General features: G+C 40.3%; 17 protein-coding genes. 2 read left to right on the top strand and 15 right to left on the bottom strand.

What is annotated here, in order from left to right; translation table 11 throughout:
* Positions 1–36: 36 nt before the first annotated feature.
* The 9 genes from FMM05_RS04005 to FMM05_RS03965 all read right to left on the bottom strand — a co-directional run bounded on the left by FMM05_RS04005 (position 37) and on the right by FMM05_RS03965 (position 9,776).
* Positions 37–1,461, bottom strand: coding sequence for an SDR family oxidoreductase (locus FMM05_RS04005; RefSeq protein ID WP_143372051.1), 1,425 nt, complete (start codon positions 1,459–1,461; stop codon positions 37–39).
* A gap of 104 nt (positions 1,462–1,565) precedes the next feature.
* Complete coding sequence (locus FMM05_RS04000; protein WP_143372050.1) at positions 1,566–2,468, bottom strand: cation diffusion facilitator family transporter; 903 nt, start codon at positions 2,466–2,468, stop codon at positions 1,566–1,568.
* 119 nt (positions 2,469–2,587) lie between these two features.
* A complete protein-coding gene (locus tag FMM05_RS03995) occupies positions 2,588–3,247 on the bottom strand; it encodes a hypothetical protein (protein ID WP_143372049.1) in 660 nt (219 codons plus the stop codon).
* Between the two features lie 123 nt (positions 3,248–3,370).
* Positions 3,371–4,402 (bottom strand): hypothetical protein, encoded by a 1,032-nt coding sequence (locus FMM05_RS03990; RefSeq protein ID WP_143372048.1) that lies wholly within the window; start codon positions 4,400–4,402, stop codon positions 3,371–3,373.
* A 37-nt stretch (positions 4,403–4,439) separates the two neighbouring features.
* Complete coding sequence (locus FMM05_RS03985) at positions 4,440–5,183, bottom strand: hypothetical protein (RefSeq protein ID WP_143372047.1); 744 nt, start codon at positions 5,181–5,183, stop codon at positions 4,440–4,442.
* Positions 5,164–5,724: an RNA polymerase sigma factor gene (locus FMM05_RS03980; RefSeq protein WP_143372046.1), complete on the bottom strand. Its 561-nt coding sequence runs from the start codon at positions 5,722–5,724 to the stop codon at positions 5,164–5,166. The genes FMM05_RS03985 and FMM05_RS03980 overlap by 20 nt, the downstream gene beginning before the upstream one ends.
* A gap of 154 nt (positions 5,725–5,878) precedes the next feature.
* Positions 5,879–7,084: an aspartyl protease family protein gene (locus FMM05_RS03975; protein WP_143372045.1), complete on the bottom strand. Its 1,206-nt coding sequence runs from the start codon at positions 7,082–7,084 to the stop codon at positions 5,879–5,881.
* 115 nt (positions 7,085–7,199) lie between these two features.
* Positions 7,200–8,534 (bottom strand): T9SS type A sorting domain-containing protein, encoded by a 1,335-nt coding sequence (locus tag FMM05_RS03970; protein WP_143372044.1) that lies wholly within the window; start codon positions 8,532–8,534, stop codon positions 7,200–7,202.
* Between the two features lie 264 nt (positions 8,535–8,798).
* Entirely contained in the window at positions 8,799–9,776 is a 978-nt protein-coding gene (locus tag FMM05_RS03965; protein ID WP_143372043.1) for a polyprenyl synthetase family protein, read from the bottom strand.
* Positions 9,777–9,892: 116 nt separating this feature from the next.
* Here FMM05_RS03965 and FMM05_RS03960 point away from each other — a divergent pair, with 116 nt between their 5' ends.
* Positions 9,893–11,425 (top strand): S1C family serine protease, encoded by a 1,533-nt coding sequence (locus tag FMM05_RS03960; protein ID WP_143372042.1) that lies wholly within the window; start codon positions 9,893–9,895, stop codon positions 11,423–11,425.
* Positions 11,426–11,555: 130 nt separating this feature from the next.
* Here FMM05_RS03960 and rlmN read toward each other — a convergent pair whose 3' ends face one another.
* Positions 11,556–12,608 (bottom strand): 23S rRNA (adenine(2503)-C(2))-methyltransferase RlmN, encoded by a 1,053-nt coding sequence (gene rlmN, locus FMM05_RS03955; RefSeq protein ID WP_143372041.1) that lies wholly within the window; start codon positions 12,606–12,608, stop codon positions 11,556–11,558.
* A 45-nt stretch (positions 12,609–12,653) separates the two neighbouring features.
* Positions 12,654–14,936, bottom strand: coding sequence for a T9SS type A sorting domain-containing protein (locus FMM05_RS03950; RefSeq protein WP_143372040.1), 2,283 nt, complete (start codon positions 14,934–14,936; stop codon positions 12,654–12,656).
* Positions 14,937–15,043: 107 nt separating this feature from the next.
* Here FMM05_RS03950 and FMM05_RS03945 point away from each other — a divergent pair, with 107 nt between their 5' ends.
* Positions 15,044–15,685, top strand: a complete 642-nt coding sequence (locus tag FMM05_RS03945) for an O-methyltransferase (RefSeq protein WP_143372039.1) — start codon at positions 15,044–15,046, stop codon at positions 15,683–15,685.
* Here the strand turns inward: FMM05_RS03945 and FMM05_RS03940 are convergent.
* The 4 genes from FMM05_RS03940 to FMM05_RS03925 all read right to left on the bottom strand — a co-directional run bounded on the left by FMM05_RS03940 (position 15,644) and on the right by FMM05_RS03925 (position 20,121).
* The gene (locus tag FMM05_RS03940; protein ID WP_143372038.1) at positions 15,644–16,258 is read right to left on the bottom strand and encodes a phosphatase PAP2 family protein; all 615 of its coding nucleotides are present in this window, start codon (positions 16,256–16,258) and stop codon (positions 15,644–15,646) included. The two genes, FMM05_RS03945 and FMM05_RS03940, sit on opposite strands and share 42 nt — an antisense overlap.
* Positions 16,259–16,558: a Sec-independent protein translocase subunit TatA/TatB gene (locus tag FMM05_RS03935; RefSeq protein WP_143372037.1), complete on the bottom strand. Its 300-nt coding sequence runs from the start codon at positions 16,556–16,558 to the stop codon at positions 16,259–16,261.
* A 155-nt stretch (positions 16,559–16,713) separates the two neighbouring features.
* On the bottom strand, positions 16,714–17,745 hold the full coding sequence (locus tag FMM05_RS03930; RefSeq protein WP_143372036.1) for a T9SS type A sorting domain-containing protein: 1,032 nt from the start codon (positions 17,743–17,745) through the stop codon (positions 16,714–16,716).
* Positions 17,746–17,853: 108 nt separating this feature from the next.
* Positions 17,854–20,121: a M1 family metallopeptidase gene (locus FMM05_RS03925; RefSeq protein ID WP_143372035.1), complete on the bottom strand. Its 2,268-nt coding sequence runs from the start codon at positions 20,119–20,121 to the stop codon at positions 17,854–17,856.
* Positions 20,122–20,124 lie beyond the last annotated feature (3 nt).

Here is a 20,124-nt window from a genome sequence, read left to right as displayed (position 1 = left end):
AGTTGAGGGCTTTTTTAATTTATATGGGTTGTTGAATTATTTTGCAGTTTTAACCAGGCTGTCAATAAGTCCGTTAAAAACGAAATAATGAAACGGTAAAACACTATACCAGTATAATCTTCCCAACAGGCCTTTAGGCCTAAAGACTGCTCGTTGGTAAAGTTTATCTTTATCTATCTTAAATTCAAGCCATGCCTCGCCGGGTAGTTTCATCTCGGCATACAGCAGCAGGCGTTTTTCTTTCCTGTCGGCAAGTACCACACGCCAAAAGTCGAGCGCATCACCGGCCTGTATGTTAGTAGGGTGGGTGCGTCCACGTCTTAATCCCGTTCCGCCAAAAATCTTATCTATAAAACCACGGGCTTTCCATAAAGAGTTACCATAGTACCAGCCGGTTTGCCCGCCAAGGGCCCATATTTTGTTAAGAACCGCTTCTTCATCCTTAATAGTTCGCTCTTTTTTATCCTCAACAATTCCGAATTTAGGAATGGTTATGTATGCCGATAATTTTTTACCAAAGCGGCTGCTCACACCACTATCTTTCCAGCTTGAGGGGCTACCGTCGTGCTCCATAATATCAAAAGCCTTTTTTACAGCCTCTTCATAGCTTATAGGATGTACGTTGAGCATTTCCTGCAAATTATTGGGCCTGCCTACCACCTCAACCTTCATACTGTCTACTAAAGATGCTGCCAGCCTGTAAGAGGTAGATGTTACAAAGTATAACCAATACGACGATAGTTTGGGTGTCATTATCGGCAGGGTAATTATACGGCGTTTTAACCTGCGTATTTTTGCGAACCGCAGGAGCATTTCCTTGTAGGTAAGCACATCTGGACCATAAATATCGTAGTTGTTATTGTAAAGCCTTTTATCGCCAGCCGCTTTAGAAAGGTAGGCTAAGACATCGCGTATGGCAATGGGCTGTGCCTTAGTGTTAAGCCATTTTGGGGTAATCATTACCGGAAGCTTTTCTACCAGGTCGCGGATAATCTCAAACGAAGCACTGCCACTGCCCACAATTATACCGGCCCTAAAAGTGGTCATAGCATACTGACCCGATTGCAATGCTTCTTCCACCTGTTTTCGCGAGTTAAGGTGCTTGGATAGTTCCTGCTCGTTAATAATTCCGCTAAGGTAAATAACCTGCTCTATATTAGTATCGGCTACGTATTTTTTAAAATTCTCAGCACATTCCAGTTCCATTGTATCAAAATCGCCGGAAGATGACATGGAGTGCATAAGGTAATACGCACATTCGATATCTTTAGGAACAGTGATAGATGGATCGTATTTAAGGAAGTCGACCTCAACAAAAGTGATTTTGGGTTCTTTTTTAAAACGTTCCGGGGCACGGCCGGCATCTCTAACACAGCATACGAGTTCGTGCCCCGCCTCTATTAAAAACGGAATGAGCCGTTTGCCAATATAGCCCGTAGTGCCAGTTACAAGGATTTTCATACAATTTTGTTTACTTAAATGTATGAAAATGTGCCCGTTATTTTACTTAAACAGTTGTTATTGTTTTGGTAAGAAGATATATGCCATAAAGAGTATAGAGCCTACTACTTTAAATGCTCACAGGTTTCCCCTTCCAGTTCTATCTCAATGGTGTAGTGCGTAAACGGGTATTGCTTAAGGATATCTTTTACAGCCCGCTTTATTTGCATAACTTCCGGAAAGGTATCTATACCCACCGTTTGTACATGGGCAGTATATACGTGGTGCTCACCCTCTAAGGACCATACATTTACATGGTGCATAGCGGTTACATGTGGTACCTGTAGTATTTTGTTTCTTATTTCATCGATATCAATATCAGCGGGAGTGCCCTGCAGGAGGATTACCATGGTTTCTTTTAGCCTGCCTATTACATTGTAAAGAATAAATAAGGTTATGCCTAATGATAATGCAGGATCCAGCCAGGGCGCATCGGTATACATCATTACTATTGATGCTATAAGCACCGCTGCCCAGCCCAGTACATCTTCTATTAAATGCCAGCTCACAACCTTTTCATTCATAGAGGTTCCACCACTTAACCTAAAAGCCGCATAACCGTTTACAAGTATACCAACAATGGCAAAGGCAAGCATTCCCCTGGCATCAGCGTGTTCAGGGTGCATAAGGCGGTTAACAGCCTCATATACCACAAAGCAGGAACCTGTAATTAGTATAACACTATTTATTAATGCGCCAAGCAGTGAGAACCGGCTGTAGCCGAATGTAAACTTGCTATCAGCCCCTTTTTTAGAATGGTTGTGCAGGTACCACGATATACCTAGTGAAAGGCTGTCGCCAAGGTCGTGAAGCGCATCTGAAAGTATGGAGACGCTGTTTACATAAAACCCACCCACAACTTCCAGCACCGTAAAGCCCAGATTGAGAAAAAAGGCCACCTTTATATTTTTGGCCGACATATTATGGGCATGGTCGTGGCCATGGCTGTGTGCGTGATCGTGGGGCATTTTGTAGTTTTGTTTGGTATAAAATTACGAAAACTATTACAGCCATTAATGTCCTTAACTTTATCTTAAAGCAAAAGATATATTTTAATGCATTACAAATAAGCAATATAAAGATTACGTTAATAAGGTTCGCTAAACGCGGCAGCCAAAAATGTAAAATTAACCAGCATAAATGCAGCGATGATGATTAAGAAGATTAAAAACTTTTTAATATCTGATACCTCCCTGCCTTCTTTAAGCACTTTTGCAGCAAAGGATTTTGAAAACATTGTTAATAACGAAAACATAATAAGCAACGCCAAAGCAGCCGATGCCGCAAGCTGAAACAATTTCATATTGCCATTGGTTAAAATTATACTAGCTATACCCGATATAAACAATACATTCCATACTACTACAGCAATTATTGCGGCTGATTTTCTTAATGGGAAGCCACCGGCGGCTTGGAGCTTTCTTTCGGGACTGTTAGCTGAAGGAATACCGGTATTGCTTATAAACCCGGTAGCATGTATCTGCTGTATAAGCTGTGCCGGCTTAGGTGTCCAGAATACCACCTTTTCATTATAGCCCGGTACTATATGATATATCCTTACCCCATTATACTTACCAATGCTGTTAAGGGTATCAAAGGAAACTATATCGCCTGAAAGGAAAACAAACTTACCGAGTATAGTAGCATTAAGCTCAAGTTTATCTTTAGTTACTGTAAGGGTGGCAAACGGCCAGGTGGCATTAGAGCGGCCTATCCTTGCTCCGCCGGTTAATTTTATCTCATCCATAGGGTGTTGAATTTCAGCGTTAAATATACATTTTAAATGAACGCTTAATATCTTAAAAACAAAGAAAGGAGTTCCATAACCCACGGAACACCTTTCTTCAAAGTACAAAACTAACCCTTATGCTTAATTGAAATCAAAACGTATGCCAAGAGACAAATTATTTTGATCTATTTCGTTATTTGAGAAAACAGTTTGCAAATCGTACTTAGCATAAAGGCTAACCTCGCCTATACCTATATACCCTGCAACACCATACACAAAGTCGTTTACATTAAAATCGCCTTTTGTCCTGTCTTTAACTCTATTGTCGTTGTCGTCTTCGTATTTAATAATTTGTTTTTCTTTTACATTAAGTCCGGCATATCCTCCAAGGCCTATGCGCAGGCTTTTATGTGTTGGAAAGTAGGTTTTATCGCCATTGCTGTATTTTTTAGTAAAGTCAAACTCAAGGAATGCAGGCACCACAAGGTTTACATATCGTAATCTGGCAACATCTATATCACGGCCGGCATCTACAAGAACCGTTTGGTTACCATTTACTGCAAACACCTTATCATTATCCGGGCGCAGGTTGTTGTATTGTAATGATAGCCCATATTTAATATGCAGCAGGTTGTTGTTTTTAAACATCCTGGTGTTCCAGCTTACACCCCATTCATAAAAATCAGAGCGGCCTTTAAAGTTCTCGTCATCTATGCCACCGCCATCGGTTACCAGGCGGTTAGCACCTAAGGCAAACACAAATTGTGATGTTGTCCTTTTAAACTCTATCTCTTTCCTGTCGGTACTGTCTTTTGAGTGCCAGTACCATGTAAACTTTTTGGTTTTTACGGTATCAAACTTACCATCTACCTTATCCTTAACAAGGTCGGATAGTTTTTCCTGCTCTACAGCAACGCGGTCTTCAATATTCTTAGCACGCTTTTCGGCAAATTGTTGCTTTTGGGTTTCAGCTTCCGCTTTGCTTATCTCTTTGCTGTCCAGCCTGTCGTTTACGGCTTCCACTTCAATTTTAAGCGAATCTTTTTCCTGTTTGGTAATCTTAGAGATGTTCTTAGCAATCATTTCTGCTTTTTCTTCAAAAGATACCTGAGCGTTAAGTTTGGTAGCAGCAAGGCATAGCAGTGCCACTACATAAAAAGTAAGTGTTTTCATGTTGTTTGATGTTTAACTATTTGTAATTGATGATGATTTACTGATGGTTCCTGGTAGCCAGGGAACTTTTTACGGTATTGTAGTTTTTAGATACAGTTTCTAACACCTTGTCCCTAAAGCTTTGATTAAGCTCTCCCTCCACCGAAGTTAGGAGTGAGTTAGGATTTACCTTAACTCCATCCTGCTTTATTTTAGTGCTATTAATATGCTGCTTAGGGCCGCTTACCGAATTTCTATCTACAGATGCCAGGAGCTCATTAGCATCTACTTTTATTTTTCCGGGTTTTGCTATAACAGGTGCAACTGTATTTTCGTTATTTACAGCAACCTGCTCGTTATTTGTATAAACCCGAGTTTCTGTAGTTGCGGTATTTGACATTTTACTTATTTGCTGACTTCTTTTCTTTAAAGGCTTTGCAGTATTTGTTGTTGCAACGGCCTCTTGTGTTACAGTTACAGGCTGAGGAGCAACTGTAGCATCATTCTCTATTTTAGACGGCGTAACAGACTGCTGTGTGGTTACTACGCTATTGCCGTTTGTGTTTGTGCCGTTTATAGTATTTTGTTTTTCCTGGTTTAAGAAAAGAACCCCAACAAGCAGTAGTGCTAAAAAACAGGCTGCCATATACATCCAGTTGCGGTTAGGCTTTTTAGATTTTTTTTCTTCGGTAACACTAAGCATGGCATCCAGCCTGTCCCATGCCATTTCTGTAGGCTGTATGGTGCGCTGTTCCAGCTTTTGCTTAAAATCCTGTTCTATATTATTCGGTTCCATTTTCATAATTCTTTTGTTTGTTTATTTGCTCCTGTAGCATTTTGCGTGCATGAGAGAGCTGCGATTTGCTTGTGCCTTCATTAATCCCCAGCATCTTTGCAATTTCTGCATGTTTAAAACCTTCAATCGCATAAAGGTTAAACACCATTTTGTAGCCATCCGGCAGGCTGTCTATAAGCGCCTGTATATCTTCTACACTAAAATGGCTTTCTATATTATTAAATGTATCTTCTACATAAAACTCATCTTCTAAAAAGTTAACCTTTTTTTGCACCCTTATATATGATATACATTCGTTAACCATTATCCTGCGAATCCATCCTTCAAAACTACCCTTGTGCTCAAAATTCTTAAGGTTGGTAAAAACCTTCATAAAGGCAGTTATCATAATGTCTTCGGCCTGGTGCAGGTCTTTAATATACTGCCTGCAAACGCTAAGCATTTTAGGTGCATACTTAGAGTATACCTTTTGCTGGGCATGCCGGTTGTTTTCGGCAGCCTGCTTTATAAGGTCTTTCTCTTCCTGATGTAAGGCAATTACTTTCAAAACTCGTGTTGTTGGTTGGTTGCAAAGTTGGTTATTTTTAAATTACTAACCGACTTCTATTATCATAGACGATTTGCGTTGCAAAAGGGTTGCATGCAATGTAATAATTTTTCAATTATTTAATTTAACAATTTGAAAGACAGTAAATTAAAAATTAAAAAATTTTCTCTTTTTTGACAACTATTTTTTTAGGCTGACCCTTTTGCTTTACTGTAAGGGTAAGAACCTGTTCTTTTTCCAGCAGTGATTGGGAGGTTTCGCGGCAATCGCAGTAATCAATACAGGTAATTTTATTATTGTTGATGGCTAAAACAACATCGCCCGACTTTAATCCTGTTTTTGCGGCAAGGCTGCCGGCAATAAGGCCTGTTACTTTGTATTGCCCATCTGTATATTCCAGGTTAAAGCCAAAGCGCTCCCATCCATCGGCGGGTGGCGATTGCTCTATGGGCTGAAAGTACATTTCATCATCGCTAAAGTTTAGCGTTACAATATAATTTTTGATGATAGGGCTGCCCAGTAACGTTAACCCCGAACCCTGCCTGTAAAATACAGGTTTGTCTTTAAATTGGATACCTTCTAAATCTATATCGGCCTTAAACACATTTATGGTATCAGTTACCCGGCCGTGGTGCGTTTCTACCATTCCATCCAGCAATTGGGCATGGGCAGTGGCGTCTGTGGTGTATTTAGCAGCATCTTTGGGATCCATGTATAGTAAGGACGAACAGCCGGTATCAAACATAAACCACTGGTAATGGCCGTTTACCTGCATCATAAAATAGGGCTGGCCGTGATTATTTAAGTGTACACGCACTTTAGTAGCCTTATCAAGGCCTTTAATTTTACTTATATTATCGGTTACGGTAACTTTTTTAGTGGAATAATCAATTTGCCACACATAGTTCTTTATAATAGCCGAGCCTATCAGCCCGCCGTCCATAAGGCATTGCGCTGTGGGGGAATTGCTAAAATTTACAGTGTATGCCTCTACATCCTTAAAAACTAAACCGCCCATGGCAAGGCTATCGGCCCGCACGATATCTGTATTTTTTGTTAGCCCATTGGTGCTCCCTAACGGTTCATTCTTTATGATGATGAAATTACATTTTTGCTGAATAGCGTCGGTTATCATGGTATATCCACCGGTATCAAGCCCAAAGTTGTAGGTTTCGCCACCAATATCGGCCTTTATAATTATAGCGCCGGGATACTCAAAAGGCAGTTCGTAATAGAAATCTTTCGCGTTAGGGGTTGTTGCTTTTAGAGGTTCAAACAGGCGCACATCTTCTCCGCCTTGCCCAAGGGCTACAGCGGCATACAAGCCGAAGATTACATGTAAAGCAATTCGTAAGGCCATAGTAAAGGTGATTACTACTAAGGTAACGAATTTTATAACCTCAAACGTATACTTAAGGCTATAAAAAAAGCTCCGCAATAGCGGAGCCTTTCAATAAAAATCAGGTTATATAAAATTACTGCTTAATAAACTTTTGGGTAGTGGTATGCCTGTTTGCTGTAATGTGCAGCATATACACACCATTTTGCAATTGCGACACATTTAGATTTGTAGTGGCACTATTAGGAGCACTTAGCAACACCTGTTGCCCAACCGTATTGTATACAGCAAGCTGCTGAATGTCCTGCCCCGCAGTAACTGTAAGCATAGTATTTGCAGGATTAGGATACACCACTGCTTTAGATGCGGCAATATCATTTACACCCGATGTTGCCATTTTACTAAAGTATACATTATCTATATACACAGTAGATGTGCCATTACTGGAAAATATAAACTGAGACATATTAGCCCTTGTTGCAAGGTTAGTAAAATCAGTTAACGGAATGCTATAGGTAATCCATTGGTTTTGTGCAGGGGCTTCAAAAGTTAATTCGTGCTCTTTATCATCGGCAACTCCCGGGCCGTCATAAACCCCATTAGCTCCAAAATCAACCAACTTGATCCTGAACTGTGTAAAATCTGCCGACCAAACGTGCAGATTAAAATGATCCATCTCTGTAGCATCAATTTGTGTTGCAACGGTTTCTACACCTGCATAGCTAAGGTTTACATATTTTTTTGTTGGGTTGCCCTGTATCTCCACCTCGCTCATACCGGCACTGCTCCAACCTGTTAACCAAGTGTCTACAGGCACATTGGTGTACACACCGCTAAACATAGATATAACCTGATCCTGTGGCATTGTAGGATCTGGTGCAGCAGTCATTGGCTCCATAAGGTTTGCAGGCTCGTCCGATTCTCCAAATACTATGTTATCAAAATACGTTATTGTACCATACGTTCTTGGGTTTGGTGAAAAATCGGGGAAGACCACTATTTGGTCAAAAGGCTCGGCAAACCAGCCTATTTGGCTCGAGAAATCAAACGTAAGTTCTTCCCACTGGTTAATCAGTGTATTGGAAATTTTTATTTCGGGCAATGCAGCACCGCTTGGTGTAACAAGCTTTATACCCACATCGCTAATTACCGATTTGTATACCATTATTTTAATGGTGCTATGTTCAGCATCCAAAACAAAATCGGCCATACCATTATCATGGTTGGTCTCGGTACCTGCCCACGGATTGCCCGTAATTAATGTAGTGTATTTGGCAACCGTGGCAGATGTATTGGCACCTGTTGCACTTGGGTTGGCTACAAACTCTAACGCAGGGTTAGTATCGTTCTCAAATACATTCCAAGTGTAGGCAGAACCAACTCCCGCAGGTTCAAAATTCATATCCTGTTGTGCATTGCATGTGGCAATAGCTGCGAGCGGTGGTAAAAAAGTAAAGTAGATTTTTTTCATTTTCGTGATATTTTGTTGTATTTAAAAATATCACTTTCAAAACACTAAAATTAGATAATCAATAATTATTTTGCTTAAAAATTAAATTATTATAATTTACACGGCTGATTTTTACAAAAAATCAACAACTGTAAGGGATAACGAATAAGCCTTGAACATAAAAAATGTCTGGCTATTACGATTGTGTTGTGGTAATGTAAAGGTTGATTTTGAATAAAAACCACTTTTGTATAGGGAGCATATTTTTTAAAGCAGAATGAAAAATTATATTTTTCGCTCAATAACGTAGTTTACCATTAAAACAAGCGCATCTTTATAAGGCGATGCCGGATAGCCGGAAAGTATCAAAAGCGCCTCTTCACGAAATTGTGCCATCTTAGCTTCGGCATAAGTAAGGCCGCCTTTTTGCTTTACAAAGGCTATAACTTCTTTAACACGCTTTTTATCTTTGTTATGGTTTTTAACTGAATTGATAACCCACTTTTTTTCATCCTTATTGCAATTGTTAAGGGCGTAAATAAGTGGTAGCGTCATCTTCTGTTCCTTAATGTCTATACCTGTAGGTTTACCAATAGAGTCTTCGGTATAATCAAAAAGGTCGTCTTTAATCTGGAACGCCATACCTATAAGTTCGCCAAATTTGCGCATCTTCTCAGTATCATCACCTTCCGGATTAACTGAACATGCTCCGAGGGAACAGCAGGCTGCAATAAGTGTGGCAGTTTTTTGTCGGATGATCTCGTAATATATATCTTCGGTAATATCAAGCCGGCGTGCTTTTTCTATCTGAAGCAGTTCGCCTTCACTCATTTCGCGCACAGCTACTGAAATAATGCGAAGCAAATCAAAATCACCATTATCTATAGAAAGCAACAATCCTTTAGATAAAAGGTAGTCACCCACTAAAACGGCAATTTTATTTTTCCATAAAGCATTGATCGAGAAAAAGCCACGGCGCTGGTTACTGTCGTCTACTACATCATCGTGTACCAGGGTAGCAGTATGAATTAATTCTATTACCGATGCGCCACGGTAGGTACGGTCGTTAATAACACCGCCACTAACCATCTTTGCTGTTAAAAACACAAACATGGGGCGCATTTGCTTACCCTTACGGTTTACAATATAATAGGTAATACGGTTAAGCAACGCCACTTTACTGGACATAGATTCTAAGAACTTTCCTTCAAAAAGTTCCATCTCCTGCGCTATGGGCTGTTTTATTTGCTCAACTATTTTCATTCGCCTCAAAGATACTATAAATTTCAGGCATTTTTGTTAGCTCAAAACGGTAAAAATATTTTGTTAAATCGAGTTAATTTTTACCTTTACAGCATTAACAAATCTTTAACCATTTTATGAAGAAAATTACTCCAAAATTACTATTGCTGTTAATGGTAGCCTCGCTTTTTACAAGCTGTGCATCCATTTTAAATGGTAAGTACCAAAAGGTAACCGTACATACCAGTTCATCTGATTCTAAAGTTTATGTAAACGACGAATTACAGGGCACCGGTAAAAGTGTTACTGCAAAAATGAAGCGTGATGCTAACGTAAAGCAGGTTCGTGTTGAGCGCGATGGCTACAAGCCAGTTTACAAAATTCATTACCAGGACAGGAAATCGCCATTATACATTATGTCATGGGTTCCTTTTGGTGTTCTTTTTTACCCTCCACTTATGGATTATGCCCCTAAAGCATTTAACTATCCAAAAGAATTAAGCACAAGCAAAGACATGCTTGAAATTAAGAACAGGACCGATGATAAGAGGTATGTATATCTTAAAAATACCGCTTTTGATATTAAGAAAGAGGACATTAAATTTACCCAAATTAAGCACAGGCAGCTTAAAAAGAATAAAATAAACAAGGCTAAAGATAAAGGTAAAGGTACTGAAGACCTAAAATTTGACAACTCTATCTTTACAGATGCGGTTAACCAGGTTCTTAAAGACCACAACTACGTTGATACTACAAATACTATATTTAAGAGCAATACTAACTCCCTTTATATTAGTGCTAAGATAACTAAAGTGGAATTTGGTAATGTTTATGCTATTGCTGCTAAAAATTACATGAACTTCCTTATCACTAAAGCTGATATTGAGTGGGAAATTTTTGACCTTTACAACCAGTCTAAATACAAAAAGACTATTAAAGCAGAATCTGGTGAGTTCTCATTAGATTATGACCGTGAAAGTGCTTTTAAAAACAGCCTTGAAGATGCTATTACTGCATCATTCTTTAAATTTCTTGATGCGGCCGAAGTACAAAAACTTTTACCTAAAGAAGATACTAAGGAAATTAAACTTGAAACTATTAAGCTAAGCCGCCCTGCTGTAGTTAGCAACCTTGAGGATGCTATGGAGGCTACAGTTACTATAAAATCTAAAGACGGCCACGGCAGCGGATGTTTTGTAACTAATGATGGTTACATTGTAACTAACTTTCACGTAGTATCTGGTGTTGAGAAAATTACCGTTATCACTAAAGACGGTAAAGAGTATGATGGTAAAGTTGTTCGCAGGAACGAGTACAGCGATCTTGCACTTGTAAAAGTAGAAGGTAACTTTAGCAAGGCATTTACCTTGCCTTCATCTAAAAACTATAAAGTAGGCGATGATATTTTTGCAATTGGTACTCCTAAATCTATCGAGTTAGGCCAGTCGTTAAGTAAAGGTATTATCTCCGGTTTCAGGACTTACGAAAAAAACAACCTTATCCAAACTGATGCCAGCGTAAACGGTGGTAACAGCGGTGGTGCACTTGTAAATAAAAATGGTGAGTTTATAGGCGTGGTTAACGCAAAAGTATTTGGTGTTGGCGTAGAAGGACTTGGTTTCTCTATCCCGGCTGAAACTATTTTTAAAGACCTTTCTATTGCTTACTAAACACAATAAATTAGCAGGTTTTGCTTTGCCCTTTACAGGGATCCCGTGGGGGCGGGAACAGCAAGATCTTTGCAAATAAAAAGCGGCCATTGGCCGCTTTTTTTGTTGTCTAATGTTTTAATTAGATTTATTAGCTAACAGTTTCGTTTTTGTTTGCAAGCTGCCCACAGGCTGCGTCTATATCTTTACCACGGCTACGGCGTACTTTTACCACGATATCGGCACGCTCAAGGGCTTTAATGTAAGCATTTATGGTTGCTTCATCTGCCTGCTGAAATTCGCCATCATCAATAGGATTATACTCAATAAGGTTTACTTTGCAGGGTACATATTTGCAGAACCTTACAAGGGCATCTATATCTTCCTTACGGTCGTTTATGCCTTTCCAAACCACATACTCATAGGTAATGCGGCTTTTGGTCATAGAATACCAATATTCTAACGATTCGCGCAGATCGGCCAATGGAAAATTGGCACTAAACGGCATAATCTTACTACGAACCTCATCTATACCTGAATGTAGTGATACTGCCAGTTTAAACTTAACATTATCATCTGCCAGTTTTTTTATCATCTTGGGCAAGCCCGATGTAGAAACCGTGATACGCCTTGCGCTCATGCCTAAACCTTCCGGCGAAGTGATCTTTTCTATAGCCTTTAGCACATTATTATAGTTCATAAGAGGTTCGCCCATACCCATAAAAACAATATTGCTCAGCGGCCTATTATGGTACAGTCGGCTCTCGGCATCTATAGCAGCTACCTGGTCGTAAATTTCATCCGGATTTAGGTTACGCATGCGCTTAAGCCTTGCAGTTGCGCAAAAGTTACAATCAAGGCTACAGCCAACCTGGCTGGATACACAGGCAGTTGTGCGGGTATTGGTAGGTATAAGTACACTCTCTACCACCAGTCCATCGTGCAGGCGAACGGCATTTTTAACCGTACCGTCGCTGCTTTGCTGCATCTGGTCTACATGAATGTGGTTTATAACAAAATTATCCATCAGCATTTGGCGCGTTGGCTTACCTATGCTGGTCATATCATCAAAACTATGCGCACGCTTGTTCCACAACCACTCATACACCTGGTTGCCGCGGAATGCCTTATCGCCATTTGCCAAAAAAAAATCCCGTAACTGTTCTTTTGTAAGCGCCCTTATATCTTTCTTCTCCGTTTGCATGCTGCAAAGGTAGTAACTATTTGCCAATTAATGCAAATGCACTTTTTACTGCTTAATTAGTTTGAAAGAGGTTTCGCTGCCCGTAGCGGCATCTATAACTTTTAAAAGGTAAACGCCGGCAGCGGCATTGCTTAAATTTACTGTATCTAAGTTATTAGTAAGCAAGCCTTTTGTTACTTCCTGCCCTAATAAATTATAAACCGTATAATTTGGGCTATAGCCCGATGGTACTTTTACTGTAAATAAGCCATTAGATGGATTAGGATATACTTTTGCTTCTCCGTTTAATGCTGCCTGTCCTATAGAGAGAACACTTTCAATTCTTAATGAGGTCTGCTCGCCCGTGCCATAATTGCCACCAAGCTGTATTGCCTGATTATCAGCAGTTGATAATACGTAGCCGCCATTACCTTCGGCGCAGCAAATGCCATCCCCAAAACTGTCGTATATACTAAAATTATAGCAGCCACCATCAACGATGTCAAAAACTTCAGTGTAAGTTGTTGCATTCGCATAAGCACCTTCCTCAACACTATAAAGCACCTCACCATTTTCATTAGTAAGCTCCCAGCTTACCTCTTCGCCATAATTATCGGTTAAAAGGGTTAATGTTATCTGCTGCGCAGGATATCCTTCTACAACAGTAACAATTGCTGATATAACGTTGTCAGATTCGTTTTGATCTGATGTGCCGTTAGGACTTGTTATAGTAACCGCAATAGTATTTTCGCCTGCCGCACCTGCCGATTGTGGCAACTCTACCACATCGCTTTCGTTTGTAGCCAGGTTACCCATCCATGAAAGTACTTCTGTTACTCCATTAAGTGTATAATTTATTTGTGCAGATGTCAAGTTTTGCGTTCCGTTATTAATTATACGGATGGCAGGAGCAACAATACTGTTACAGTTGTTACCAAGTTCTGTAAATATAGTTTTAGCATCTACAGTATAAACAGGTTGCAAAGGATAAGTATCTGTGGTTAAAGCTCCGGTGTTTTGAGGATCCAGCCATTCCTTTAAGCGGGCTGAAGGCGTAGAGCCTGCATCCCATGATACATTAAACCTGCCATAGCCGCTGCTTTGCCCACCTGCGTTAAGTCCGTTGCATACCGAAGCACCATATATGTACCATGCCTGACCACGTATCCTGCCATTATTATCAAACATTGGCGATCCTGATGATCCCGGCTGCAGGCCACCAATTTCCCAGTTAGCGATATCCCAAACAATTCCGAAATCGCCGTTATCATTAACCATAGTAGGAGAATCGTAATCAAGGCTTACCTTCATAATATCACCCGCAGGATGATGTATGCCATAGGAAAATTGTGGGATGGTTGTGCTCCTGTCCCAGCCCGACCATACAAGGCCCCAGTCATCTGGTAAGCCTGTTGTAATTTCTACCAATGTAAAGTCGCTTTCTTCTCTCCTAGCTTTAAGTTCTGCACCACTTACCGTTAAATGATAGTTGGGCGCATTGTTCGTGCTGGGTATGCCTGTTGCGCAAGATGGGTTTGGATTTATCCAGTTGAACATAAAGGCCCATTGTGAAGGATCTGAGTAACAATGATCGGCTGTTAGAAAGTAAGGGGTGCCGTCGTTACTTGTATTGTTGATTAGTGAACCGGTACACCAGTTAGAGTTGCCAACAATTATAAGAGCAACCGACTTTTTACTTATTTCTTTAAGGCTATTAATGCCTTCAATATAACACTCTACATCATACATGCAACTGCCCGAAGCATTGAGCCCGCTATCCGGGTCTATTTCGGTAGCACTTAATGACCTGTAGCCATGCACTACTTTAAAAATTTCAAGCTTGCCTTGCCCTGCCTGTTCGGCGGGCTCAAAATACTCTATCGTTATATCTTCTCCCGCTACCAGCCAGGTACCCAAAACCCTCTGGGCATTATTTTGCTTATCATCATAAGCGCCAAGCAAATCGGTATGGTTGGCATTATACAAGTATAGGGTTGCACCTTTAGGCATATAAAAGTCGGTAAACAAAAAGTTTAGTGTTTGTGCACCTTTGCTCAGGTAGCGCATTCTCCATATCCTGTCGCCATTAGGCAGGGTTGTCCATTTACCGCTATTTTGCAGGGTGTGGTCTACTAAAAATTCGTGCCCATAGCGGTACGGCTTATCCTGCTTTGCGTCGTTAATTTTATCTTCAGCCCGCAATGCTTTTAAATCAAATTGGGGCATAACTACTGCCTCAGGATTTTCTATATTATTTAGGCTCCAGCTTTGTGGCTGCCCCTGGTTGCTAACCTGGGCTTGGCTTATTGTAGCAAAAAACAGTACTAATAAAGTAATTTTTATTTTCATAAGGTTGATTTACAGGCTATAAAAATAATCGTTTATTACTTATGGAGCGCTATTTAGTATAATTTATTCTTTAAGGGGCAATTGTTACCTTTGTAAAAAAGTATACCATGCATTTCATATCGGAAGAACTTGAAGATTATGCCGCCTTGCACAGCGAAAATGAACCTGAACTTTTAGCCGCACTTAACCGCGAAACACACCAAAAGGTATTGCAGCCGCGCATGCTTAGCGGGCATTTTCAGGGCAGAATTCTGAGTATGATAGCCAAATTGGTTAACCCACAGCATATATTAGAGATTGGAACTTTTACCGGTTATGCTACCTTAAGCTTAGCCGAAGGGCTTCGTAAAGACGGTACTTTAGATACGATTGACAACAATGAGGAATTGTACGATTTTCAGAAGAAATATTTTGATAAATCGCAGTGGAATGCACAGATAATCCAGCATTTAGGAAATGCACTTGAGATTATCCCAACACTAAACAAGAAATTCGACCTTGTTTTTATTGATGCTGATAAAGAGAATTATCCCAATTATTTTAAGATGATTGTGCCCCTTATGAACAAAGGCGGTATTATACTTAGCGATAATGTATTGTGGAGCGGTAAGGTGCTAGAGCCTGTAAAGGCGAACGACAAGAGCACTAAAGTACTTTTAGAATATAATTTGCTGCTTAAAGAAGACCCCCGTGTAGAAACGGTTTTGTTACCCATTCGTGATGGGCTCACTGTTAGTAGGGTTATCTAAATCTTCCTGCTCTTTAGGGAAAAACCTGTCGCGTAAATAAATGTATAGTTTAAGTATAAGCCAGCCGGTAAATAAGCCATAAAGGTATCCTGCAAGAATATCGCCGGGATAGTGCAGGCCAAGATATATACGGCTGTAAGCAAATATTAACGGCCATAAAAAGAAAAAGCCCATATACTTTAAATAAGGGTGCATTACCCTGTATAAAAAGAAAGCTACCGCCATAGAGTTTGAGGCATGGCCAGATATAAAGCTAAACGAGTGGCGCTTTACAACAGCCCTTATAATAGTAGCTATCTCCGGATTATTGCCTGGGCGAAGCCTTTGTATGCCATTCTTAATTAAATTGGTAGTTTGATCTGTAAGCAATAACAAAAGAGTTATCATACCTACAACCAGCATGGCATGCCGCCAGCCCAGCCTTTTAAATGTTAGGTAGAAGATAATTGCAAAAATAGGGATCCAGCTTGTAAACTTAGTAATAAGTTCCCAAAGCGGATCGAACGTTTCTGAACCCAGGGAGTTTAGGAATACAAACAAATCCCTGTCTAATTCTGCCAGTCTTTTAATCATTTATTTCATGCGTTTTATAGGGCCCGATAAATCTTCAATATCCACGTCTTCTTTTACCTTATTAATCTCGGCAGTAATATTATTTTCTATATCACCGGTACCAATTTCTGTAAAAGTCTTTTTAAGACCTTCTACATCAGCACTTTTATGAATTTCGGTTTTAATTTCGTTAGTAGCATCTTTAAGTTGTTGCATACCACGGCCAAGGCCACGTGCAATTTCGGGTATCTTATCGCTCCCGAAAAGCATAAGCACTACCAGTATGATAAAAAATAGCTCTCCGCCTCCTATTCCAAACATAACATTAAATTTAATATACAAATGTAATTATAAATACGTTTTTAAATGGGTTTCCGGATGTGCTTTTAAGTGAATTTTAATCTTATTTAACGAAAAAACCGGTTGTGCAATTTAAATTACACAACCGGTTTTAAATTTATGGCTGTTAGCAATTATTATTGCTTAACTATTTTTGTAAACTGAACTCCTGTTTCAGTTTGTGTCGAAATAAAGTAAACGCCTGAATTAAGAGCGCCTACATTAATATCATTAGCGGTATTGGCAATTAAAACAATTTTACCGGTAATATCAGCAATGCTTACCGAGTTCACAACTGTATTACCTTCAAAATGAAGTACATTGTTTACAGGGTTAGGAACAACCAAAAGTTTGTTTGATGCTAAAGTAATGTCTTTAACATTAAGTGCTGTTGCCTCATAAGACTCATACGACTCTACCGTTTGGTCTACTTCTGCACTTTCTACAACTACGTGTGTAGTAATACTTCTGAATATTGGACCCGTCGCAAGCACATCTGTATTATAATAACTGTAAATGGTTTGCTCAAGTGTACCTACAGGAAAGCCAAGATAGTTAAGCGTAAGGTTTTGAACGGTTTTTAAACGGGTAACAGGAGTTGCATCGGCAATACCTTCGTTTACTGTAAGTGTGCCATAAGCATCAACTGTAACAGTACCTGTGCCTGTAAAAGTACCTTCTACGCCCTGGCCTTCAAAATTCCCGGCAACCTGATCGGTGTTCGTATATTCGTAGCTAATGGGAAAATCGCCTAAAAAAGCATTGTTTGTACTGTAGTTAAGCACTATGCCCGATGCTTCTGCTCCGGTTAATGATGTACCGCCAATGTCGTTTACGTTTAAAAAGTAATTTGTAATATTCTCTCCATTACCGGTAATTGTCCTGGTTTGTACTTTCCAGTTTGTAGTTGGGTACTCTGCTATATCTGCCGCAGACGGAATAATAACACTGGTATAGGATTGAGTATATTCGGTAAGTCCATCAAAATTCCAAACCACGTTGGCACCTGCCGCACTCTGGTCAATAGGCGTTTCAGAATCTACTAAAAGGTATTTGTCTTCGTTAACAGCACCATCTACAATGGTAGAGCTGTAAAAAGAACCTATTGGCTCCTGAGCAAAGCCGGCAATTGATAATAATAAAGCAGGTAAAAGTAATTTTGTTTTCATAAGGGCATATATTTTTAAGTTGCCCAAAAATAACAAATATTACTAAAACGCCTTACAATCACGCAACTAATTACAAATAAGCACTTATATTTTTATAAAATTTAACACTTACTTCTTGGTTTTACCCTCAAGCTGGTCAAATTTATTTGGCACAGCTTCAGATGGCCAGGTGTTGTTGGTAACATCTACATCGGCAGTAAGCAGTTTAGGATCGAGTGTAATTTTTTTAACCGGCTTATCTGTAGCAAAAACCCTTATTGCGGTCTGATTGTTTTTTCTCCATATCTGTACCGGGAAGGTAGTAGTCTCTGTAGTGTTATCCTCAAAAGTAAGCTGTACAATTATAGGCATAAGCATTCCGCCCGGCTTATTAAAAGTAACCTCATAAAAATATTTAGGCTGTTTTAATTTTGCTTTTTCTTCCGGTGAAAATTTCTCCTGAATATATTCATTAAGCAGTTTAACTTCTTTAGTATCTAAAGGTTTGGCATTATTCTTTTTGGCATCAGCATCATTAGCAATCATATATACAAACGGCCCCTGCTCCTGATCGAACCTGCCACGCTTAATTTTAGGATCTTCGGTATCTTTAGGCTTGGTCTCGGTAACATAGTATTGTTTTACTTCCATAATGCCCATATCTACATAATCGGTAGTGTAAAACCATCCCCTCCAAAACCAGTCAAGGTCTACCGCTGAGGCATCTTCCATAGTCCTGAAAAAATCCTCCGGGGTTGGATGCTTAAACTTCCAGCGGGTAGCGTAGGTTTTAAAAGCGTGGTCAAACAGGTCGTGGCCCATAATGGTTTCGCGTAGCATATTTAAACCTGTAGCAGGCTTAGCATAGGCATTAGAGCCAAACTGGTGAATGGACTCTGAGTTGGTCATTATAGGCTCTAAGAACTTTTGCTCACCTGCCATATATGGTACTATCTTGGCAGCAGGGCCACGGCGCGACGGGTAGTTGGGCATATATTCCTGCTCGGTTAAATATTGTAGAAACGTATTAAGCCCTTCATCCATCCAGGTCCACTGCCTTTCATCAGAGTTTACGATCATCGGGAAGAAGTTGTGCCCCACTTCGTGAATTACAACGCCTATCATGCCAAATTTAACCTGGTCGCTCATAAAGCCAGCCTCATCAGGGCGGCCAAAATTCCAGCATATCATAGGGTACTCCATTCCCTGGTCTGCCGCCGAAACAGAAATGGCTTTAGGATAGGGGTAATCGAACGTGTATTTAGAATAGGTTTTTAGCGTATGAGCTACCACTTTTGTAGAGGTTTCGCCCCAAAACGGGTTAGCCTCCGGCGGGTACAGCGATAGTGCCATAACCGATTTCTCCGACAGCTTAACCGCCATAGCATCATAAATAAACTTACGTGAAGATGAAAAGCCAAAATCGCGCACATTGGTTGCCTTAAACTTCCATGTTTTCTTTTTATCCGAAAAACCTTTAGATGATGCTTCGGCTTCGGCCTGGGTTACAATAACCACAGGTTTATCATACGTTTTTGTAGCCAGTTCGTAACGTTTAAACTGGTCGGCAGTAAGCACCTCTTTACGGTTTTGCAGTTCGCCGGTACCGTCAAGGATATGGTCGGCAGGTACGGTAATGTTCACGTCAAAATTCCCAAAAGGCAGCGCAAATTCGCCTGCGCCCCAAAACTGCATGTTCTGCCAGCCTTCAACATCATTATACACCGCCATACGTGGGTAAAATTGCGCAATAACGTACAGGTTGTTGCCGTCTTTTGCAAAATGCTCGTAGCCGCTACGGCCACCTACAATTTGGTAATTATTAATATTATACCACCATTTTATAGAGAAAGACAACTGCTCGCCATGCTTTAACGGCGTTGGCAGGTCTATTCGCATCATGGTTTGGTTTACCGTATATTTCATAGGTTTACCGGCAGCATCTTTTACATACTCCAGCTTAAAGCCGCCATCAAACTCCTGCTCCATATATTCGCGGGTAAAGCCACTCGCATTATAAGCCGGGTTCATTTTCTGGCTGTCGATAAGCTTGGATGGCGAATCTGCCGCATGCTGGTTCTGATCCAATTGCACCCACAAATACTCTAACGCCTCGGGCGAATTGTTATGGTAAGTAATAGTCTCTGTACCGTACAGTTTGGTGTTTTTATCATCAAGCTCTATATCCATTTTATAGTCGGCCTGCTGCTGGTAATAGGCAGGGCCGGGCGCCCCCGATGCTGTGCGGAACATATTGGGCGTAGCCAAAAGATCGTACATCTGGCTAAACTTGTTGTTATCGGCATGGCCGGGTTCTGCTGGTTTCGTTGCAGGGTTATCCTGTGCGATAGCCTGCAATGCGGCAAGGACAAAAAGGGTGTAAAGCGCTTTTTTCATAAC

The organism is Flavobacterium zepuense, from assembly GCF_007097145.1.
Classification (GTDB): domain Bacteria; phylum Bacteroidota; class Bacteroidia; order Flavobacteriales; family Flavobacteriaceae; genus Flavobacterium; species Flavobacterium zepuense.
Note: the sequence above shows the minus strand (reverse complement) of the source record. Positions and strands in the feature narration are given on the sequence as shown.